Annotated in this window: 14 protein-coding genes and 2 pseudogenes; 3 read left to right on the plus strand and 13 right to left on the minus strand. The window is 64.4% G+C overall.

The window, feature by feature from the left end:
* Positions 1-77: 77 nt before the first annotated feature.
* Positions 78-1,574 (minus strand): CoA-acylating methylmalonate-semialdehyde dehydrogenase, encoded by a 1,497-nt coding sequence (locus KVY02_RS16105; protein ID WP_039175116.1) that lies wholly within the window; start codon positions 1,572-1,574, stop codon positions 78-80.
* A 30-nt stretch (positions 1,575-1,604) separates the two neighbouring features.
* Positions 1,605-2,978 (minus strand): aspartate aminotransferase family protein, encoded by a 1,374-nt coding sequence (locus KVY02_RS16110; protein ID WP_081194572.1) that lies wholly within the window; start codon positions 2,976-2,978, stop codon positions 1,605-1,607.
* A 415-nt stretch (positions 2,979-3,393) separates the two neighbouring features.
* Between KVY02_RS16110 and KVY02_RS16115 the strand changes: the two are divergent.
* Both KVY02_RS16115 and KVY02_RS16120 read left to right on the plus strand, forming a co-directional pair.
* A pseudogene (locus KVY02_RS16115) lies at positions 3,394-4,097 on the plus strand (IS5 family transposase).
* 13 nt (positions 4,098-4,110) lie between these two features.
* Positions 4,111-5,298, plus strand: a pseudogene (locus tag KVY02_RS16120) (Zn-dependent hydrolase); the annotation flags it as partial.
* A 29-nt stretch (positions 5,299-5,327) separates the two neighbouring features.
* Here the strand turns inward: KVY02_RS16120 and KVY02_RS16125 are convergent.
* From KVY02_RS16125 to frdA, 7 genes are all read right to left on the minus strand, one after another.
* Entirely contained in the window at positions 5,328-6,722 is a 1,395-nt protein-coding gene (locus KVY02_RS16125) for an AMP-binding protein (protein WP_218313912.1), read from the minus strand.
* Complete coding sequence (gene menC / locus KVY02_RS16130; protein WP_218313913.1) at positions 6,719-7,690, minus strand: o-succinylbenzoate synthase; 972 nt, start codon at positions 7,688-7,690, stop codon at positions 6,719-6,721. The genes KVY02_RS16125 and menC overlap by 4 nt, the downstream gene beginning before the upstream one ends.
* Positions 7,690-8,550 carry a 1,4-dihydroxy-2-naphthoyl-CoA synthase gene (gene menB / locus KVY02_RS16135; protein ID WP_081138766.1) on the minus strand — a complete coding sequence of 287 codons (861 nt, stop codon included), beginning with the start codon at positions 8,548-8,550 and terminating at the stop codon, positions 7,690-7,692. The genes menC and menB overlap by 1 nt, the downstream gene beginning before the upstream one ends.
* Before the next feature lie 64 nt (positions 8,551-8,614).
* Positions 8,615-9,010: a fumarate reductase subunit FrdD gene (frdD, locus tag KVY02_RS16140; protein WP_016915186.1), complete on the minus strand. Its 396-nt coding sequence runs from the start codon at positions 9,008-9,010 to the stop codon at positions 8,615-8,617.
* The gene (locus KVY02_RS16145; protein WP_016915187.1) at positions 9,007-9,408 is read right to left on the minus strand and encodes a fumarate reductase; all 402 of its coding nucleotides are present in this window, start codon (positions 9,406-9,408) and stop codon (positions 9,007-9,009) included. The genes frdD and KVY02_RS16145 overlap by 4 nt, the downstream gene beginning before the upstream one ends.
* A gap of 32 nt (positions 9,409-9,440) precedes the next feature.
* Entirely contained in the window at positions 9,441-10,175 is a 735-nt protein-coding gene (locus KVY02_RS16150) for a succinate dehydrogenase/fumarate reductase iron-sulfur subunit (RefSeq protein WP_218313914.1), read from the minus strand.
* Positions 10,172-11,959 carry a fumarate reductase (quinol) flavoprotein subunit gene (frdA, locus tag KVY02_RS16155; protein ID WP_100732146.1) on the minus strand — a complete coding sequence of 596 codons (1,788 nt, stop codon included), beginning with the start codon at positions 11,957-11,959 and terminating at the stop codon, positions 10,172-10,174. The genes KVY02_RS16150 and frdA overlap by 4 nt, the downstream gene beginning before the upstream one ends.
* 306 nt (positions 11,960-12,265) lie before the next feature.
* Between frdA and KVY02_RS16160 the strand changes: the two genes are divergently transcribed.
* The gene (locus KVY02_RS16160) at positions 12,266-13,735 is read left to right on the plus strand and encodes an anion permease (protein ID WP_218313915.1); all 1,470 of its coding nucleotides are present in this window, start codon (positions 12,266-12,268) and stop codon (positions 13,733-13,735) included.
* Positions 13,736-13,774: 39 nt separating this feature from the next.
* Here the strand turns inward: KVY02_RS16160 and menH are convergent, their stop codons facing one another.
* The 4 genes from menH to KVY02_RS16180 are packed head-to-tail and all read right to left on the minus strand — an operon-like array spanning position 13,775 to position 18,102.
* The gene (gene menH, locus KVY02_RS16165; RefSeq protein WP_218313916.1) at positions 13,775-14,548 is read right to left on the minus strand and encodes a 2-succinyl-6-hydroxy-2,4-cyclohexadiene-1-carboxylate synthase; all 774 of its coding nucleotides are present in this window, start codon (positions 14,546-14,548) and stop codon (positions 13,775-13,777) included.
* On the minus strand, positions 14,538-16,241 hold the full coding sequence (menD, locus tag KVY02_RS16170) for a 2-succinyl-5-enolpyruvyl-6-hydroxy-3-cyclohexene-1-carboxylic-acid synthase (RefSeq protein WP_218313917.1): 1,704 nt from the start codon (positions 16,239-16,241) through the stop codon (positions 14,538-14,540). The genes menH and menD overlap by 11 nt, the downstream gene beginning before the upstream one ends.
* 4 nt (positions 16,242-16,245) lie before the next feature.
* On the minus strand, positions 16,246-17,613 hold the full coding sequence (locus tag KVY02_RS16175; RefSeq protein ID WP_218313918.1) for an isochorismate synthase: 1,368 nt from the start codon (positions 17,611-17,613) through the stop codon (positions 16,246-16,248).
* A 6-nt stretch (positions 17,614-17,619) separates the two neighbouring features.
* A complete protein-coding gene (locus KVY02_RS16180) occupies positions 17,620-18,102 on the minus strand; it encodes a DoxX family membrane protein (protein ID WP_054641826.1) in 483 nt (160 codons plus the stop codon).
* Positions 18,103-18,142: the final 40 nt, after the last annotated feature.

The following is an 18,142-nucleotide window of genomic DNA, read 5'->3' on the forward strand; positions in this document are numbered from 1 at the left end:
GCACCAAAAACTGCACCACCGCCCCACGAGGATGCAAGGCGGTGGTGCAGAGAAGATGGCGTAGTTAGCGCATCGCGTCAACGCTGGTTGGTGGGAAACGAGAACTCCGCCCGGGTGGCTTCGCTGACGGAGGGCCAGCGTTGGGAAACCGCTTTGCGGCGGGTGTAGAAGCGCACCGAGTCTGGGCCGTAGGCGTGGAGGTCGCCAAACAGCGAGCGCTTCCAGCCGCCAAAGCTGTGGTAGGCCACCGGCACGGGCAGCGGTACGTTCACCCCCACCATGCCCACTTCGATACCGTCGGTGAAGCGGCGGGCGGCTTCGCCATCGCGAGTGAACAGGCAGGTGCCGTTGCCGTATTCGTGGTCGTTGATCAGCTGCATGGCGTCGTCCAGGCTGCCGACCCGCACCACACAGAGTACCGGCCCGAAGATCTCTTCCTGATAAATGCGCATCTCCGCAGTGACGTGATCGAACAGGCAGCCACCAACGAAATAGCCCTCTTCATGGCCAGCCACGCTCAGGCCGCGCCCATCCGCCACGAGCGAAGCGCCAGCGTTAACGCCGTCTTCGATAAACCCAAGCACTTTATCGCGATGTTCGGCGGTGACCAGCGGGCCCATGTCCAGGCCTTTATCGGTACCGGGGCCCACCTTCAACTGGGCGATCTTGGGCAGCATGGTGTCGACCAGACGGTCGGCGGTTTCATCACCGACGCACACCGCCACCGAGATCGCCATGCAGCGCTCGCCGCAGCTGCCGTAGGCGGCGCCCATCAGCGTGTTGGCGGCGTTTTCCAGGTCGGCGTCCGGCAGAATCACCGCGTGGTTTTTCGCGCCACCAAGCGCCTGAACGCGCTTGCCTGCGGCCGAGCCACGGGAGTAGATCGCCTCTGCCACGGGGGTAGAGCCCACGAACGAAATGGCTTTCACGGCCTTGGCATCCAGCAGGGTTTCTACCGCTTCGCGACCGCCATGCACCACGTTCATCACGCCTTTGGGCAGCCCGGCCTCTTGCAACAGCTCGGCCACGGCCATGGCGGCCGACGGGTCTTTTTCGGAGGGCTTGAGGATAAAGGTATTACCGCAGGCAATCGCCATGGGGTACATCCACAGCGGCACCATGGCGGGGAAGTTGAACGGCGTAATGCCCGCCACCACGCCCAGCGGCTGGAAGTTGGACCAGGCATCGATACCCGGCCCCACGTTGTGGGAGTACTCGCCTTTCAGCAGCTCCGGCACGCCACAGGCGTATTCGACGTTTTCAATGCCACGCTTGAGCTCGCCCATGGCATCTTCCACCGTCTTGCCATGCTCTTCGCTGACCAGCTGTACCAAGCGGTCGGCGTGCTCTTCCAGCAGCTGCTTGAAGCGGTACATGACCTGAGCACGCTTGGCGGGCGGCGTATCGCGCCAGGCAGGAAACGCCGCCTGAGCCGCAGCAATGGCTCGCTCCACATCCGCTGCGCTGGCATCCGCCACTTGGCGAACCACCTTGCCCGTGGAAGGGTTGGTCACGTCCAGCGTACGCTGGCTTTCCACCAGCTCACCATTAATCAGGTGGGAAACAACACTCATCATGAAACTCCGAAACAGGGTGGGCCAGGGTTATGCCAGGGAATCCAGGGTACTGGCGACGGCATCGAACAAACGCTCAAGCTCGGCTTCCGTGGTGCCAAAGGGAGGGCCGAACTGCAGGGTGTCACCGCCGTAGCGCACGTAAAAACCGGCTTCCCACAACGCCATATGGGCATCGCGGGGGCGAATCGTCGGGTCGCCGTTACGCGGCGCAAGCTGCAGGGCACCGGCCAGGCCGTAGTTGCGAATATCGACGATATGTTGACGGCCTTTCAGGGCGTGCAGCTTCTGCTCGAACACCGGGGCAATCGCACTGACCTGCGCGGGGAAGTCCTCACGCTCGAACAGTTCCAGCGCCGCCAGGCCAGCGGCACAGGCCACGGGGTGAGCGCTGTAGGTGTAACCATGGGGAAACTCGATGGCATGCTGCGGGCCACCAGCGTGCATGAAGGTGTCGAAAATCTCCCGGGAGGCGATCACGGCCCCCATGGGCACCGCTCCATTGGTGATCTGCTTGGCCACGTTCATGATGTCCGGCGTGACGCCAAACGCTTCGGCACCAGTGGTGGCGCCGCTGCGGCCAAAGGCGGTAATGACTTCATCGAAAATCAGCAGAATATCGTGGGCGGTGCAGATTTCCCGCAGCCGATTCAAGTAGCCCTTGGGCGGCACGATCACCCCCGCCGAGCCCGACATGGGCTCCACGATCACGGCGGCAATGGTCGACGCATCGTGCAAGGCAATTTGATCCAGCAGCGCATCGGCCAGCTCAGCACCGGTTTCCGCCTGGCCACGGGTATAGGCATGGCCCGCTTGCAGCGTATGGGGCAGGTGCGTCACGTCCATCAACTGGCCGTAGTGCTTACGGTTACCGCCAATGCCCCCCAGGCTGGTGCCGCCGATATTCACCCCGTGGTAGCCCTTGGCGCGGCCAATCATGCGGGTTTTTTCCGGCTTGCCCTTCAACCGCCAATACGCCTTGGCCATCTTGACCGAGGTATCGGCGGCTTCTGAGCCGGAGTTGGTGAAAAACACGTGATCCAGCCCGGCAGGCGTTAAGCTGGCGACCTTTTCCGCTAATTTGAACGCCAACGGGTGGGCCATCTGAAAGCCGGGGGCAAAATCCAGCGTGCTCAACTGCGCCGCTACCGCTTTTTGAATCTCTTCACGGTTATGGCCCGCCCCACAGGTCCACAGGCCAGAGAGCGAATCGAACAGCTTGCGCCCTTGGTCATCGATGTAATAACGCCCTTCGGCGCCCGCAATCATGCGCGGGTTGGCACGGAAGTCCCGGTTGGCACTAAAGGGCATCCAATAGTGCTGATTCAGCGGCGCAGACGCCCCCCCATCACGGGATGCGTGCTCGGCGGTCTGCGTGGCGGATGGTCGTTGTACGTCCAACATGGTGTTCGTCTCCTCATGTCCGGCTGCTTGGCAATATGGCATGCAGCCAGCATGCGCCACTCGACACGTATGTAAAATTACGCTTTTCTTTTGTTCACGTTAGGGAATAGATACGTAACATCGCCGCATTTAACTCTACGCTGGCAGTTAATGAATAAACGACAGGGCGCACGCCAGCCTTATCTGTGCTCATTCAACAAGGATTTCCCATGAACTCATTGACTGACCCCAGCACTACACAGCGCCATTTACAGACCGACAGCGACCGCCTTTGGGCGTCGCTCATGGAGATGGCCAAACTAGGGTGCGTTAACAATTGCTGATGGAGATCGGGCTGATTTAGAATATCAGCATTTTTCGGTGATCTATGCCTCGGCTAATGCTACGTGATGACCAATGGGAGCGCATCGAGCACATGCTCCCCGGCAAAGCTTCAGATCGCGGGGTGACGGCCAAGGACAATCGCTTGTTCGTGGAAGCCGTCCTGTGGATCGCCCGGACAGGCGCTCCCTGGCGTGATCTGCCCGACGCCTTCGGTCGCTGGCACACTGTCTACATGCGCTATAACCGGTGGTCTAAGAAGGGGGTCTGGCAGCAGGTTATCGACACATTAGCCGATGATCCCGACATGGAGCAGCTGATGATAGATGGCAGTATCGTCAAAGTTCATCAGCATGGGGCGGCAAAAAAACGGCTCAGAGCACCGAAGCCATGGGGAAATCGCGTGGGGGATTGAGCACCAAGATCCACGCGGCGGTCGATGCCCTCGGCAACCCGGTACGGCTAATCCTCACACCGGGCCAAGCGTCTGAGTACGGAGCCGCCCCAGCGTTACTGGCGGGCTTTTCTCCAGCGGCGGTGCTTGGCGACAAGGGGTATGATTCCACCGCTTTGAGGGACATCATTCGAGCGGTGGGCGCCGAGCCGGTGATTCCGCCGAGAAAGAATCGCTTGGAATGCCCCGAGATAGATTGGCACTGTTACAAGGATCGCAACCTGGTAGAAAGGTTCTTCCAGAAAATCAAGCAGTTCAGGCGGCTGGCAACACGCTATGAGCGACTGGCGAGAAACTACCAGTCGCTACTCAACCTTGTATCCGCCGTCATATGGCTGGCCTAATTGTTAACGCTCCCTAGGGGCCACGCCCAAGGGCGGCGTGAACCGTCAGGCGTTGACCGACCTGGAGCGCCAGGGCCGCGACCTGTTCATTCAGTGGTGCCGTGCCGAGGGCTGCACGATCCGCATTGATAATATCGGCAATATCTTTGCCCGCCGGGAAGGCAGCGACCCCAGTGCCAAGACAGTCATGGCGGGCAGCCACCTGGATACCCAGCCCACCGGCGGCAAATACGACGGCTGCTTCGGTGTCATGTCGGGTCTTGAAGTGATTCGCACCCTCAACCAGCACAACATCACCACGCGCTCGCCCATCGAGGTGGTCGCCTGGACGAATGAAGAGGGCTGCCGCTTTCCTCCCTGCATGATGGGCTCTGGCGTCTTTACCGGCGAGCTGGCGTTCGATGCCATGATGGCGCGCACCGACGCCGAAGGCATCACGGTGAGCGACGCTCTGGATGCCATTCACTATCGTGGCCAGGATGAGGTGTCGCCGGACGAGATCAAGGCGTATTTCGAGCCTCACATCGAGCAAGGCCCCATTCTCGAAGATACCGATACCACCATTGGCGTGGTCATCGGCGGGCTTGGGCAGAAGTGGTTCGACTTGACCCTGACGGGGCTCGAAGCCCATGCAGGTCCCACGCCCATGAACCTGCGCCGGGATGCCATGATGGGCGCGGCAGAAGTCACCCAGGCACTCAACCGGATTGCCCATGAGCACCAACCCCACGGGCGCGGCACGGTGGGCTGCATGACGCTGCATCCGGGCTCGCGCAACGTAATTCCCGGCCAGGTCAAGATGACTCTGGACATGCGCCACTGGGAACCCGAGGCCCTCATTACCATGGGGCAAGCCGTGGCCAGCGCCGTGGAAGAGATCTGCCAACGTCACGGGCTGGAGTACGAACTGACCCCGACGGCCGATTTTGCCCCTGAGCATTTCGATCAGGCATGCGTGAATAGCGTGCGCCAGGCCGCTGAAAAGCTGCAGCTATCGCACATGGATATCATCAGCGGCGCAGGCCACGACGCGATGTTCATTGGCCGTGTTGCCCCCGCCGCGATGATCTTCATTCCCTGCAAGGATGGCATCAGCCATAACGAGATCGAAAGCGCCACGCCCGAGCACGTCCACGCAGGCTGTAACGTGCTGCTGCACGCCATGCTGGAAGCGGCAGAGGTGCATGACAGAGCTGCATGATATTGAGTCGTGAAGCGTGAGCAGTGTGGCTAAACGTCAGCCAACTGCCTGCGTGCCAACTCGGCGAACTGTTTGCGCGAGGGTTTGAGCGCCACCTGCGGTGGCCAGGGTAGCCAGGCATCGGGGACCATGAAGCCCGGCAGCGCCTCGCGTACCCAGGCGGCCAGGGCCTTGGGGCAGAGCGCATCGGTTTGCGGTTCGATGAAGGCCACCGGGCGCTCGCCCCACTCCGGGTGGGGCACGGCCACCACCAGCGCCTGGGCCACGCCCGGGTAGTCGACCAGCCGCTGCTCGATGCTCTCTGGCTGTATGTTTTCACCGCCGGAAATGAACACGTTGTCGAGCCGACCTTCGACGACGAGTGCCTGCTGGTCGTCGAAGTAGCCCCGGTCGCGGGTGGCGAACCAGCCCTCGTCGTTGACGGCGGGGTCCAGCGCGCCATCGGCCAGATAGCCGCTGAACAGCGTGTCGCCCTTGACCTGAATTTCGCCATCCACCACCCGCACCTGACGCCCCGGCAAGGGCTGCCCTACCACGCCAGGGGCGGAGGGCAAGCCGGTGCACACCTGGCTGGCCATTTCCGACAGCCCATAGCTGACCTTGGGCGTCAGCCCCAGGCGCTGCAAGCGTTCGACCAGCGGCGCGGGAATGGCCGCGCCCCCCAACAACAGCTCGCGGAGCTGGGTGTGTCGAGGGTCGAAGCCTTCCCTCAATAGCCGCCAAAGCTGCGTCGGCACCAATGAGAGGTGGGTGACAGGCTGCTGCATCAGGCGCTCGGCCAGCGGGCGAGTCGCATCGTCCAGCACCAGCCGCCCCCCGGCCAGAAAGACCCGAAACGCAATGGCATAGCCCCCCACATGAAACAGCGGCAGCGAAAGCAGCCAGCCGCTATCCGGGTCCACAGGAATCAGCGATGCCGAACCCCGCGCCGAAGCCAGATGATTGCCCACCCGATGCAGCACCGCCTTGGGCGGGCCGCTGGAGCCGGAGGTGAGGATGGTGTTGCTGCGCTGGCTCGCGTACAAGACCGGTGGCTCGCCGGAGTCGGCCTCCGCGCGGTAGTCGAGGGAGATCGGCGGCAGCTCGGAAGAGTAGGCAAAGTCGCTTTCCGGCTGGCACACCCGGGTGACCTGCATCCGCCGCGCCAGCGCCTGCTGCTGAGCCACGGGGAACGCCGGATTCAGCGGGCAGAACACCACCCCTGCCCGCAGGCAGGCCCAGGCCAGCAGCACGCCCTGCAACGACCCTCGGGTGGGTACCAAAAGGGGCATGCCCCGTACCAGGCCCTGCCTGGCCAACTGCTGGGCCAGGGATGCCACGCGCCGGTTCAACGTGCGGTAGCTCAGGCGCACGGTGCCCGCCTCCACCGCGATATGCTCCGGCGTCTGCTGGGCCCAGTAGTGAATGGGGCATGTCTCGGTCACGGGGAAAGCTCCTTGCGGTCGTCGCCAGCGGCGGCGTGGTAGAGGCAGTGCAGCCACGCGTGCCGCAACTCACCGGCTGGCGAGAGAAGTGATTCGCTGAACGCCTGGGCGGTATCCAGCCCCGCAGGCTCCTCGGGAGCCCACTGCCGGGCCAGGCAACTCAACTGCCCCAACCCCCACTGAGATTCGAAACTGGATGAGATCACCACCCTCAAGCGGTGGGCCCTGGCGCGCTGAACCAACGCCTGGCAAGCTGCGAACCCGCCCATCAGCGTCGGCTTGATGACCAGCGCCGCCAGCCGGGGGTGCGGCGCCCAGGCAGTGCCGCGCTGCAGGGTTTCATCCAGGGCGATGTCGATGCCCGTGGCGTCCGCCACGGCGATGCTGTCGGCCAGCGTAGCACAGGGCTCCTCCAGGTAATCGATTTGGGCGGGCGACAGCTGCTGGCAAAAGCGTAGTGCCTGCTCGCGCTGCCAGCCACCGTTGGCATCAAGGATCAGCCGCGTGTTGGGTAGCCATCTGGCGAGGCTTGCGATCAAGGCCAGCTCCGCATCGCTCGGGTAGCGGGCCACCTTCAGCTTGATGCGTTCTGGTGGAGCAGCCTGCCATTGGGCCGCGCGCTCTGGCAGTGCACTCATCAGCGCTTGCGGGGTGCCCTGCAGCAATGGGTAGGGCGGCCGAGGGGCAGGCAGGGAAGCGGGCCAGCGGTGCCGGGCACAGTCAAAACCAAACTGTACTGAAGGTAACGTTGGTTTGGCTGTCTCACCGCGCTCTATAGCCGCCAGGCAGGCCAGGCTCTCGGCGGTGGCGTCAGCGAGGCTCTCACGGGAAAAGCCAGGCAGCGGGGCTATCTCGCCCCACTGGCCGTTGATCGTGACTAACAGGCCTTCTCTGCTCGCCAACCGCTGACCTTTGAACATCAGCGGCTGGCGAAACGGTAGCGAGTAGCGGTAAAGCGCCAGCGCCATCAGGGGTTGCGCGGGTAGCGCGAGAAGTCCGGGCGGCGCTTTTCATTGAAGGCGTTGCGCCCTTCCTGCCCCTCGTCGGTCATGTAGAAGAGCATGGTGGCATTGCCCGCCAGCTCCTGCAGCCCGGCTTGGCCGTCGCAGTCGGCGTTCAGCGCCGCTTTCAGGCAGCGCAGCGCCATGGGGCTATGCTGCAGCATTTCACGGCACCAGCGCACGCTCTCTCGCTCCAGCTCGGCCACCGGCACCACGTGGTTCACCAGCCCCATCTCCAACGCTTGGGCGGCGCTGTACTGTCGGCACAGGAACCATATTTCACGGGCTTTTTTCTGGCCGACGATTCTCGCCATGTAAGAAGCCCCGTAGCCCCCGTCAAACGAGCCCACTTTCGGGCCCGTTTGCCCAAAAACGGCGTTGTCGGCGGCGATGGTCAGGTCACACATCATGTGCAGCACGTGGCCACCGCCAATGGCGTAGCCCGCCACCATGGCGATGATCGGCTTGGGGCAGGTGCGAATGTCACGCTGGAAATCCAGCACGTTGAGGTGATGGGTGCCCGCCTCGTCGCGGTAGCCGCCGTAGTCGCCGCGAATGCGCTGGTCGCCCCCAGAGCAGAAGGCCTGTTCGCCCGCCCCGGTCAGCAGAATCGCGCCAATGGCGCTGTCATGGCGCGCGCGGCCCAGGGCATGGATCATCTCGCTCACCGTTTGCGGGCGAAACGCATTGCGCACCTCAGGGCGATTGATGGTGATCCGGGCAATGCCCTCCTCAGCGGTGTGATAGAGGATGTCCTGGTACTCCTGCGAGGCGTCCTGCCACTTGATGGGGGCATACAGCGCCTGTTCCGTGAGTCCTTCGATCATGCTGACCTCGTGCTTTATCAGGGGTGTGCGTTCTTTTTGATGCGGACGTGTTCGCGGGCGGGCCTCAGCGCAGCCAGCCCACGACCACCAGAGCCAGCGCCAACAGGCTCAGCAGGGCCGCCAGGCCGTACATCAGCCATTTGTTGCGGGTGTCCTGGCCCAGGCTCAGGTCGAATAGGCCATGGCGCAGCCGGTGGGCGGCATGAAACAGCGGCAAACACACGGCGGCGCCGATGAACAGCACACCGGGCAGGCTGAACAGCAGGCGTGAGGCCCGCTCGTGACCAAGCGCCTCGGCGGGCAGCAGGCCCAGCGGCAGCAATAGCCCGATGAACAGAATCACCGCAGGCAAGACCACGGCAAAACAGACGCCCCCCGCACTGAACAGCCCCCACCACAAGGGTTCGTCATAGGCTTGCCGAGGCTGGCTCAGGTGTGCTTTTTGATGTGAGGTTTTCATGCGCCGCCCCTCCCCAAGAGCCAGAACAACACGACCGCCACTGCCACGACCCCCGCCCACTGGCCAGCAACGATGGCGCCAGCGGGCACGCTGCGCCCCGCCACGCGTAGCGGCATGACCCGAGGAAACAGCACGAAGAAGGTGGCCGCGTGATAGAGACTGGCCACCAGCGCCAGCGCATTCAGCAGTAGCACCAGCGGCGAGCCCATGAAGGCCACCCAGCCCTGCCAGCTCGCCGGGCCCTGCAACAGCGCGAACACCCCTGCCAACAGGCAGAGAATGAAAAACACCAGCGGCACCACCGTGGCTTCGCGCAGCATATAGCGCTTGAAGAAACCGTGCTTCAGCCACCAGTTGCGCTTCAAGGGCGGCAGCCGTTGTGATGATGATTTTTCCATGCGGCACTCTCCCGACGGTTCGTTCTGGCCAATCAGCCCTTGAACAGCGCGATCAGCGTATGTTTGGCGGCCTCGACCTTGCCCTGGTTGACCGCAGCGGCTGGGTCGACGTGCTTGGGGCATACCTGCGAGCAGAAGCCCACGAAGGTACAGCTCCAGACACCATCATGGCGGTTGAGCTGCGCCATGCGCTGGCGTTTGCCCTGGTCCCGGCTATCCAGGTTGTAGCGGTGCGCCAGGGTCAGCGCCGCAGGCCCCAGAAACTCCGGGTTCAAGCCAAACTGCGGGCACGCCGAATAGCACAGGCCACAGTTGATGCAGTTGGCAAACTGCCGATAGCGCGCCAGCTGTTCGGGCGTTTGTGTGTGGGGCTGCGCCTGGCCGGGATCGAAGGTCTGCACCGGGTCCTGTTCGATCAGGTAGGGCTTCACCGCCGCCAGGTGCTCCAGGAACAGCGCCATGTCCACGACCAGGTCCCGCTGAACAGGGAAGTGCGCCAGTGGTTCGATACGAATCTCGCCAGAGTAGTCGCGCAGGAAGGTTTTACAGCCCAGCTTGGGAATGCCGTTGACCATGACGCCGCAGGAGCCACAAATCGCCATTCGGCAAGACCAGCGGTAGCTCAGCGTGCTGTCCTGCTGCTCCTTGATATGGTTCAGCGCGTCGAGAAGCGAGGTGCTCTCCTCCACCGCAACGTCGTAGGTTTGCCAGTAGGGATCCGCTGCGCTGTCGGGCAGGTAACGCTTGATGCTGATGTGCTTGTTCATGCCTTGCCTCCCTTGGCCGCATCCCCGTAAACCCGCGCGGCCGGGGCCGAAAAGCGGGTATCCACCGCCTGCCAGCGTAGCTCGGCGGGCGCGTCACCCTGGTAAAACACCTGGCTATGCTTGAGATAGCCCACATCGTCACGGGCCTGCAGGCCCTCGTCCAGACGCTGGTGGGCACCCCGGGATTCGCGACGCTCCAACGCGGCCAAACACGACGCCTCGGCGATCTCCAGCCCGTAGCCAAACTCCAGGCACTCCAGCAGCTCGGTATTGAAGATCTTGCTGGTGTCACTGACCCGCACCTGGGCATAGCGCTGGCGCAGCTGGCGGAGGGTGTCCAACGCCTGCTGCATGCCTGCTTCGGTGCGGTAAATGCCGCAGCCGCTCTCCATGGCCTGCACCATGGCGTGCTTGAGCGTCACCCAGGATTCACCGCTGCCCTGGCCATCGCATAGCGTGGCCAGCCGCGCCTGCTGCCGCTGGGCCTGCGCCTGCAAGACCGGCAGCGCCACCCAGTCGGTGCGGGCGGCCCGCTGGCTGGCCTGCTCCCCGGCCAAGCGGCCAAAGACCAGCAGCTCGGTCAGCGAGTTGGAGCCCAGCCGGTTGGCCCCATGCAGGCCCACCGACGCACACTCCCCGGCGGCGTACAGGCCTGCAATGGTCGTTTCGCACTGGGGATCGGTTTCGATGCCGCCCATGGTGTAGTGCACCGCAGGCCGAATCGGGATCGGCTCCTTGACGGGGTCGACGTTGATATAGGATTTGGCCAGCTCGCAGATGAACGGCAGGCGCTCATGCAGATAGTCGGCGCCCAAGTGACGAAGGTCGAGATAGACCACGTCGCTGTCGCCAAACTTGCCGGTGCGCCCGGCTTGCTGCTCCTGCCAGAACGCCTGGGAAAGCTTGTCTCGAGGGCCCAGCTCCATGTACTTGTTTTCCGGCTTGCCCAAGGGGGTTTCCGGCCCCAGGCCGTAATCCTGCAGGTAGCGGTAACCCTCATTGTTGAGCAGGATACCGCCTTCCCCCCGGCACGCTTCGGTGATCAGGATGCCCGAGCCGGGCAGGCCGGTGGGGTGGTACTGCACGAACTCCATGTCGCGCAGCGCCACGCCGTGGCGGTAGGCCATGGCCATGCCGTCACCGGTGACGATGCCCGCATTGGTGTTGAAGCGAAACAGCCGCCCCGCCCCGCCGGTGGCCAACACCACCGCCTTGGCACGCAACAGCAGCAGCTCACCCGTGGCGACCTGCAGGGCAATGACGCCCACCACGGCCCCTTCGTGCACCGCCAGGTCCAGCACGAAGTACTCGTCGAAGCGTTCGATCTCGGGGTATTTCAGCGAGGTCTGAAACAGCGTGTGCAGCATATGGAAGCCGGTCTTGTCGGCAGCAAACCAGGTGCGCGCTGTTTTCATGCCACCAAAGCGGCGCACCTGTATGCGGCCATCGGGCTGGCGGCTCCAGGGGCACCCCCAGCGCTCCATCTGCACCAGTTCCTGATAGGCGTGGCGCACGAAGTAGTCCACCACGCCCTGCTCCACCAGCCAGTCGCCCCCAGAAACCGTGTCGTCGAAGTGCGCCTGAAACGAGTCCTCGTCACTGGTCACCGCCGCCGCGCCCCCTTCGGCCGCCACCGTGTGGGAACGCATGGGATACACCTTGGAGACCAGCGCAATGCGCTGCGCGTGACCGCCCTGCTTGGCCTGCTCGGCGGCCGCTATGGCGGCCCGCAGGCCAGCGCCCCCACCGCCGACGATGACGATATCCACATCCTGCTGCTGCATGGCACCCCCTTGTGCGGCTGCACTACTCATGACGCAATTCTCATTACGGACTTCTAATGACGCAATTCTCATGACGCGACGCCGGTCAGCGCACGGCCTGCCGCCCTGCTGATGAAGCGACGTTATCACAGCCCGACAGGCCCTCGGCCTTGATCTAAAGCATGATTGATATAGATCAAATAAACCGCGACTTGCCTTGCCTATGCTTTCCCTGACACCCGTGAAACACCACGCTGGATCTCATCTCTGCTGTGCTCACTCAGGCAAGGCGCTACGGCTTGCCGATAACCTTATCGAGAGGTCGCCATGAACCTCAGCACTTCGCTCCGCTCTCGCTGGCCGCTGCTCGCGCCACTGGCCACCACGCTGGTGATCGCCCTGCTGCCCACCCCGGCCGGGCTACCGCCCCATGCCTGGTACTTCTTCGCCATCTTTTTGGGCTGTGTGGTCGGCCTGATTCTGGAACCCCTGCCCGGCGCGGTCATCGGGCTGGTTGGCGTTACCCTGGTGGCGCTGCTTTCCCGCTGGGTGCTGTTCTCCCCGGAGCAGCTGGCCAACGACGGCTTCAACGCCACCAACCAGGCCTTCGCCTGGGCGGTTTCGGGGTTCACCAACGCTACCGTCTGGCTGATTTTCGGTGCCTTCATGTTTGCCCTGGGGTATGAAAAGACCGGGCTGGGGCGGCGGATCTCGCTGTGGCTGGTGCACGCCATGGGCAAGCGCACGCTGACCCTGGGCTACGCGGTGATGATCGCCGATGGCATTCTGGCCCCTTTCACACCCTCCAATACGGCGCGCAGCGCAGGCACCATCTATCCGGTCATTCGTAACCTGCCGCCGCTGTACGACTCGCACCCCAATGACCCCAGCATGAAGCGTATGGGCAGCTTCCTGATGTGGACCGCCATTGCGGCCACCTGCGTGACCAGCTCGATGTTTCTCACTGCCCTGGCGCCGAACCTGCTGGCCATCGCGCTCACCGAAAGCGCCACGGGCATCCATATCAGTTGGGGGCAGTGGTTCGTGGCGGTGGTGCCGGTGGGGGTCCTTCTGCTGCTGTTGGTGCCGCTGCTGTGCTACTGGCTGTGCGCCCCGGAGGTAAAGGCCGGGGATGAGATCTCCGACTGGGCGAAAGGGGAGCTGCAGAACCTGGGCCCGCTGACCCGCCACGAAATCGTGCTGGTCATCATGGTGGTCACCGCGCTGCTGCTGTGGATCTTCGCTGGCGACCGGGTATCGGCGTCGCTGGTGGGGCTGGTGGTCATCTGCGGCATGCTGCTGACCGGCATGGTGAGCTGGAACGACATTCTCGATAACCGTGCCGCCTGGAATACCTTCGTGTGGTTTGCCACCCTGGTGGCTCTGGCGGGCGGCTTGAGCCAGGTAGGCTTCGTGGGCTGGTTCGGCAACCTGGTAGGCGGGCAGATCAGCCACTTCGACCCGCTAGTGGCCATGGTCGCCCTGGTGGTCATCTTCTATGTCCTGCACTACTTCTTCGCCAGCATCACCGCCCACGTAACTGCTCTGCTGCCGGTCATGCTGGCGGCAGCTTCAGGCATTGCGGGGCTGGACATGCAGCTATTCATTCTGCTGTTGCTGCCCACCCTGGGCTTCATGGGCATCCTGACCCCTTATGGCACCGGCCCCAGCCCGGTGTATTACGGCAGCGGCTACTTGCCCAGCGCGCTGTACTGGCGCCTGGGGGCCATCTTCGGGCTGCTGTTCCTGGTGGCCTGGCTGGCCATTGGTCTGCCCTGGCTACTGCTGATTCAGTGAGCCACGTACTGACTCAGTGCACCATGCGCTTGCCGCGCCTCAGCGCGGCAGCGTTTGTGCCAGTTGCTGTGACAAGTGCCCTGCCATGGCCTTGGGGTGTTCCACATGCAGGTTATGGCCGCCCGGCAGCGCCCAGTGGCGCAGGCGCGGCGCGTGCTGCGCTAGGCGGTTGGCCAGGGTGTTGAACTTGTGGTCCCGCAGGCCGGAGAAATAGCCCACTGGCAGGTCGGTCTCGGCCAGCCACTGCCAGAGAGAGGGCTGCCGACCCAGCGAGGTGACCCGCAGCATGTGCGCCACGGCGGGGCCATGGTTGGCCAACCGGCGCTGAATCTGACGCTGGCGCTGTGAGGCCGTCAAATCGGCAAACACCGGCTGCTGGTACCATGCTGTCAGCACGTCGGCCAGTGGCGACTGCTCAAAGCGCTGCGCCCAGTGCTCATCGTGGGCACGGCGTGCTTCCCGCTCTGGCGCGGCCAGCCCGGGGTGCGCGCTCTCCAACCACAGCGCCTCCAAACCGGCGGGCCGCTGGCTGGCATGATAGAGCGCCAGCCGGCCACCCAGGGAGTAGCCCAGCAGGCCATAACGCACTACGCCCGCCTCGGCCAGCGTATCGCCAAGCCAGTCATGAAAATCCGCAAAGGAGCCCACCGCAGGCACTGTGGGCTGCCCATGCCCCGGCAGGTTCAGCGCCAGGCAGCGCACGCCCGGCAGCGCTTGTTCCAGCGCCTCGCCAAGCGCTTGCCAATCTTGCTGATCGCCCAGCAGGCCGTGCAGCATCACCAGCGTAAAGGGCGGCGAAGGGTCATGATGCATCGGGTGCCTCCCTGAGCCACGCGCCCAGAGCCTGCAACGCATCGGTGGCCTGCTGATGGGGCACCGTGACCTCGATCAGCGTCACCCCGGCCTCCAGCGCCTGAGTGTAGACCTCGCAAAACGCCGCCAGCGTGGTCGGTGCGGCATAGTTCAGGTGAAACATGCGCGCCGCATGCTCGAACGCGAGCCCGTGGGGTTGGCGATAGTAGCGCTCCAGCAGGTCGCCTTCGTCCGGCACCGGCAGCATGTGGAAAATGCTGCCGCCATCGTTATTCAGCACCACCACGACCAGCGGCGCCTGGGCCCTGGCCAGCAGCGCCAGGCTGTTGAGGTCGTGAAGCGCGCTGGTGTCGCCCAGAATCACCGTGGTGGGTTCATCAGTCGTGCAGGCCAAGCCATACGCGGTGGCCAGCAGCCCATCGATGCCCGAAGCTCCGCGATTGGCCATCACCCGCAGCGGCGTCGAACGGGTCGAGCCCAGCATGTTCATCAACCGGGCGGGCAGGCTATTGCCCACGAACAGCGCCCCTCTGGCCAGTTGGGCCAGCTGATGACACACCCCCAGCTCGGAAAACTCCGCCGTATAGCGTTCGATGCCCTGGCGGGTGCGCTGCTGAAGGCGCGCCAGGGTATGCCAGGGGGGCTGGGCGGGCCCGGCGGGCAGCGTGGCGATGGCCTCGGCGGGCGTGCACACCAGCCGCTGGGTAAGGGTGAAGTCCGGGTCCAGGCGCTGGGGTAACGGGTCGACCAGCCACGCCTGCTGCCAGGGGTGGCGGGCAATCATCTGGGTCAGGCGCTTGGAAATCAGCCGGCCGCCAAACTGCAGCAGCACGTTGGCGCGGCCCAGCTCGGCGCTGACCTGCGGGTCCTGAAGGGCCAGGTCCATGTGCACCAGATGGCGCGGGTCGCCGTGCAGCTGGCTTTGCAGGTCGGCCAGCAGCGGCCAGCCCAGCTGCTCGGCCAGGGCCGCAATGGGGGCCGCCTGCTGGGGGTCATCGATGCGCCCCACCACGATCACCCCGCGCTGCCGGGTGAAGGCGGCGGGCCATGCCACCGGCAAGGCGGCGGGAGCGGTTTGCCAAGCGCTCCAGGGGGCATCGCTGTGCTGCCAGCGTGCCAGCGGCGCCAGGTAGTCGCTGGCCTCCACGGGCGGGCCGGAGGGGTAGAGCGGCTCGCGGTAGCGGCAGTTGAAGTGCACCGGCCCCGGTAGGCGGTGCTGTCGCGCCATGGTCTGGTTGATCGTGCTGAGCAAATAGGCGGCGGGAATCTCGCGGCTGGGGGTCGGCAAGTCGTGGTGCGCCACCGTGTGGCGGGCGAAGATATCCCGCTGGTCGATGGCCTGGTTACTGCCGTTATCCAGCAGCTCGATGGGCCGGTCGGCAGACAGAATCACCAGCGGCACGCCCAGCAGCGCGGCTTCCACCACGGCCGGATAAAGGTTGGCCACCGCCGTGCCAGACGTGGTGATCACCGCCACCGGCTGCTGGGCGCCTCGGGCCAGGCCCAGCGCCATGAACCCCAGCCCGCGCTCGTCGAAGTGAGTATGGCAGCGCAGCCCGGCGTGCTCGCTGGCCGCCATGGTCAGCGGGGTGGAGCGCGAGCCCGGCGCCACGACTACCTCGCGCAGCCCCCAGCGGTATAGCTCTTCCAACAGCAGCGATGCCCAAACGTGGTTAAAGGTGGCGTAATGCATCGGCTTATCCCATCCCCAGCAGCGAGAGAATATCGGCAATCTTGGCATCCAGCTCGTGCCACTCGTCGTCGGCCTGCGACCCCGCCACGATACCCGCCCCTGCGTACAGGCGGATCGCCGTATCGCTGACCTGGGCACAGCGAATCGACACCGCCAGCTCGCTGGAGTCATGCCCCACGCGGCCAAAGGCACCGGCGTACCAGCCCCTGGCGTGGCGCTCCAGCTCACGGATTCTGGCCAGCGCCGCCGACCGCGGGGTACCGCCCACGGCAGGCGTAGGGGGCAGCACGCTGAGCAGCTGCTGGTCGGTGATGAAGGGGTGCAGCTCGGCATGGATTTCGCGACGAATATGCTGCACGGACCGCAGCGGCACCACGTGGGCCTCGCCCATTTCCAGGCGCTGGGCCAGCGGCTCCAGCTGGGTCAACAGCTGCTGGTACACGCACTGGTTTTCCAGGCCGTTCTTTTTATCGGCCAGCAGCGCTCCGGCGAGCGCTTCATCCTGCGCCGTGTCACGCCCCCGCCGGGTCGTACCGGCCAGTGCCTCCGTGACCAGCTGCTGGCCCTGGCGACGGTAGAGCCGTTCGGGGGAGCAGCCAATCAGCGCCGTACCGGGCGCCCACTGCACCCCGAAATGAAAGCAGTGCCGCGCCTCGGCCTGCCAGCGCCCCAGCAAGGCCCAGGGGCTGGGCACGCGCTCGGCGGTCAGGCAGGTTTCTCGGGAAAGCACCACTTTGGGAAGCTGCTGCAGCCGTTCGGGCTGGGTCACCTGCGACACCCAGCGGGCCCACTCCGGCCGAGTGGGCGTATCACACCGCTGGTAGCTGCCATGGGCCACCGGGGGCAGCGGCTGTTCCGGGGCGATGGCCGCCAGACACGCCTGGGCGGCGGCCAGCTCTTCGGCAGGAGGGCGGTCATCGAAGCGCAGGTTCACGGAAAGCGTGCACCGCCCCTGCTGACGCTTGAGCAGCACACGGGGCAGTATGAAGCGGCAGTCACCAAACCCGGGCCAACCCGCCGCCTGAGCATCGAAGGCCACCCCGCCGAAATAGTCGGGCGAGCCGCTGGCGGGCTGGGCTTGGGGCTGGGCTTGGGCCCGGGATTGTGCCTGCCCCTGCCCCTGACGCTGCATATCAACCTGCAGCGCCACCAGAGAGTCAAACGCCCGCGCTTCGCCCAGCACGGCATAGCCCGCCGCCGAGGCCTCGCGCGGCTGCCAATAAAGGCGGGGCGTCACGCGCTGTGCGTTCAACCACCCCACCAAATCCTCCACCTCGCAGGGCACGCTCAGGCTCTGCGTACCCCGGCATGCCAAAAGGTCCAGCGCCGACAGCTGTGCTGCCAGCGCCTTCGCGGCCTGGATCACCTGCATAGCAAACTACTTCCCTGACAACCGATGCCTGATATAGGGTAGCACCCAGCGGTCGCCGCCATAGCGCCCGGCGTTGGCACCGGCCACCAGCAGGAAAAAGCTCAGGGCGATCATCCAGGGGTTGGTAGACACCGTGCCCGCCATCAAGAACGACATGTTCATGACGATGGCAAAGAAAGCGGCATAGCAGGTCAACACGCCCACGATCAGCCCCAGCCCCACCAGCACTTCCCCCAGCGGGATTATCACGTTGATCACATCCGCATACGGCAGCGCGACATGCTCCAGAAACGCCACGTAGTTGGGGTAGACCACGCTGCCTTCGCGCATGACCGGGTTGGCCACGGCATTGCTCAAAAACCCTTCGGCATTGAAGCCGCCGGTCATCTTGCCGATGCCCAGGGTCAGCCAGGTAATGCCCAGGTACAGCCTCAGCAGTAGCCAAACCAGGGCAGCATATTTGTTTTGTCTGAAAAACTCGCCGATCATCGCGTAGACTCCTGCCACGTTCACTTTCAGGGGGAATCCC

This window comes from Halomonas sp. 18071143 (assembly GCF_019211725.1).
GTDB lineage: Bacteria > Pseudomonadota > Gammaproteobacteria > Pseudomonadales > Halomonadaceae > Vreelandella > Vreelandella stevensii.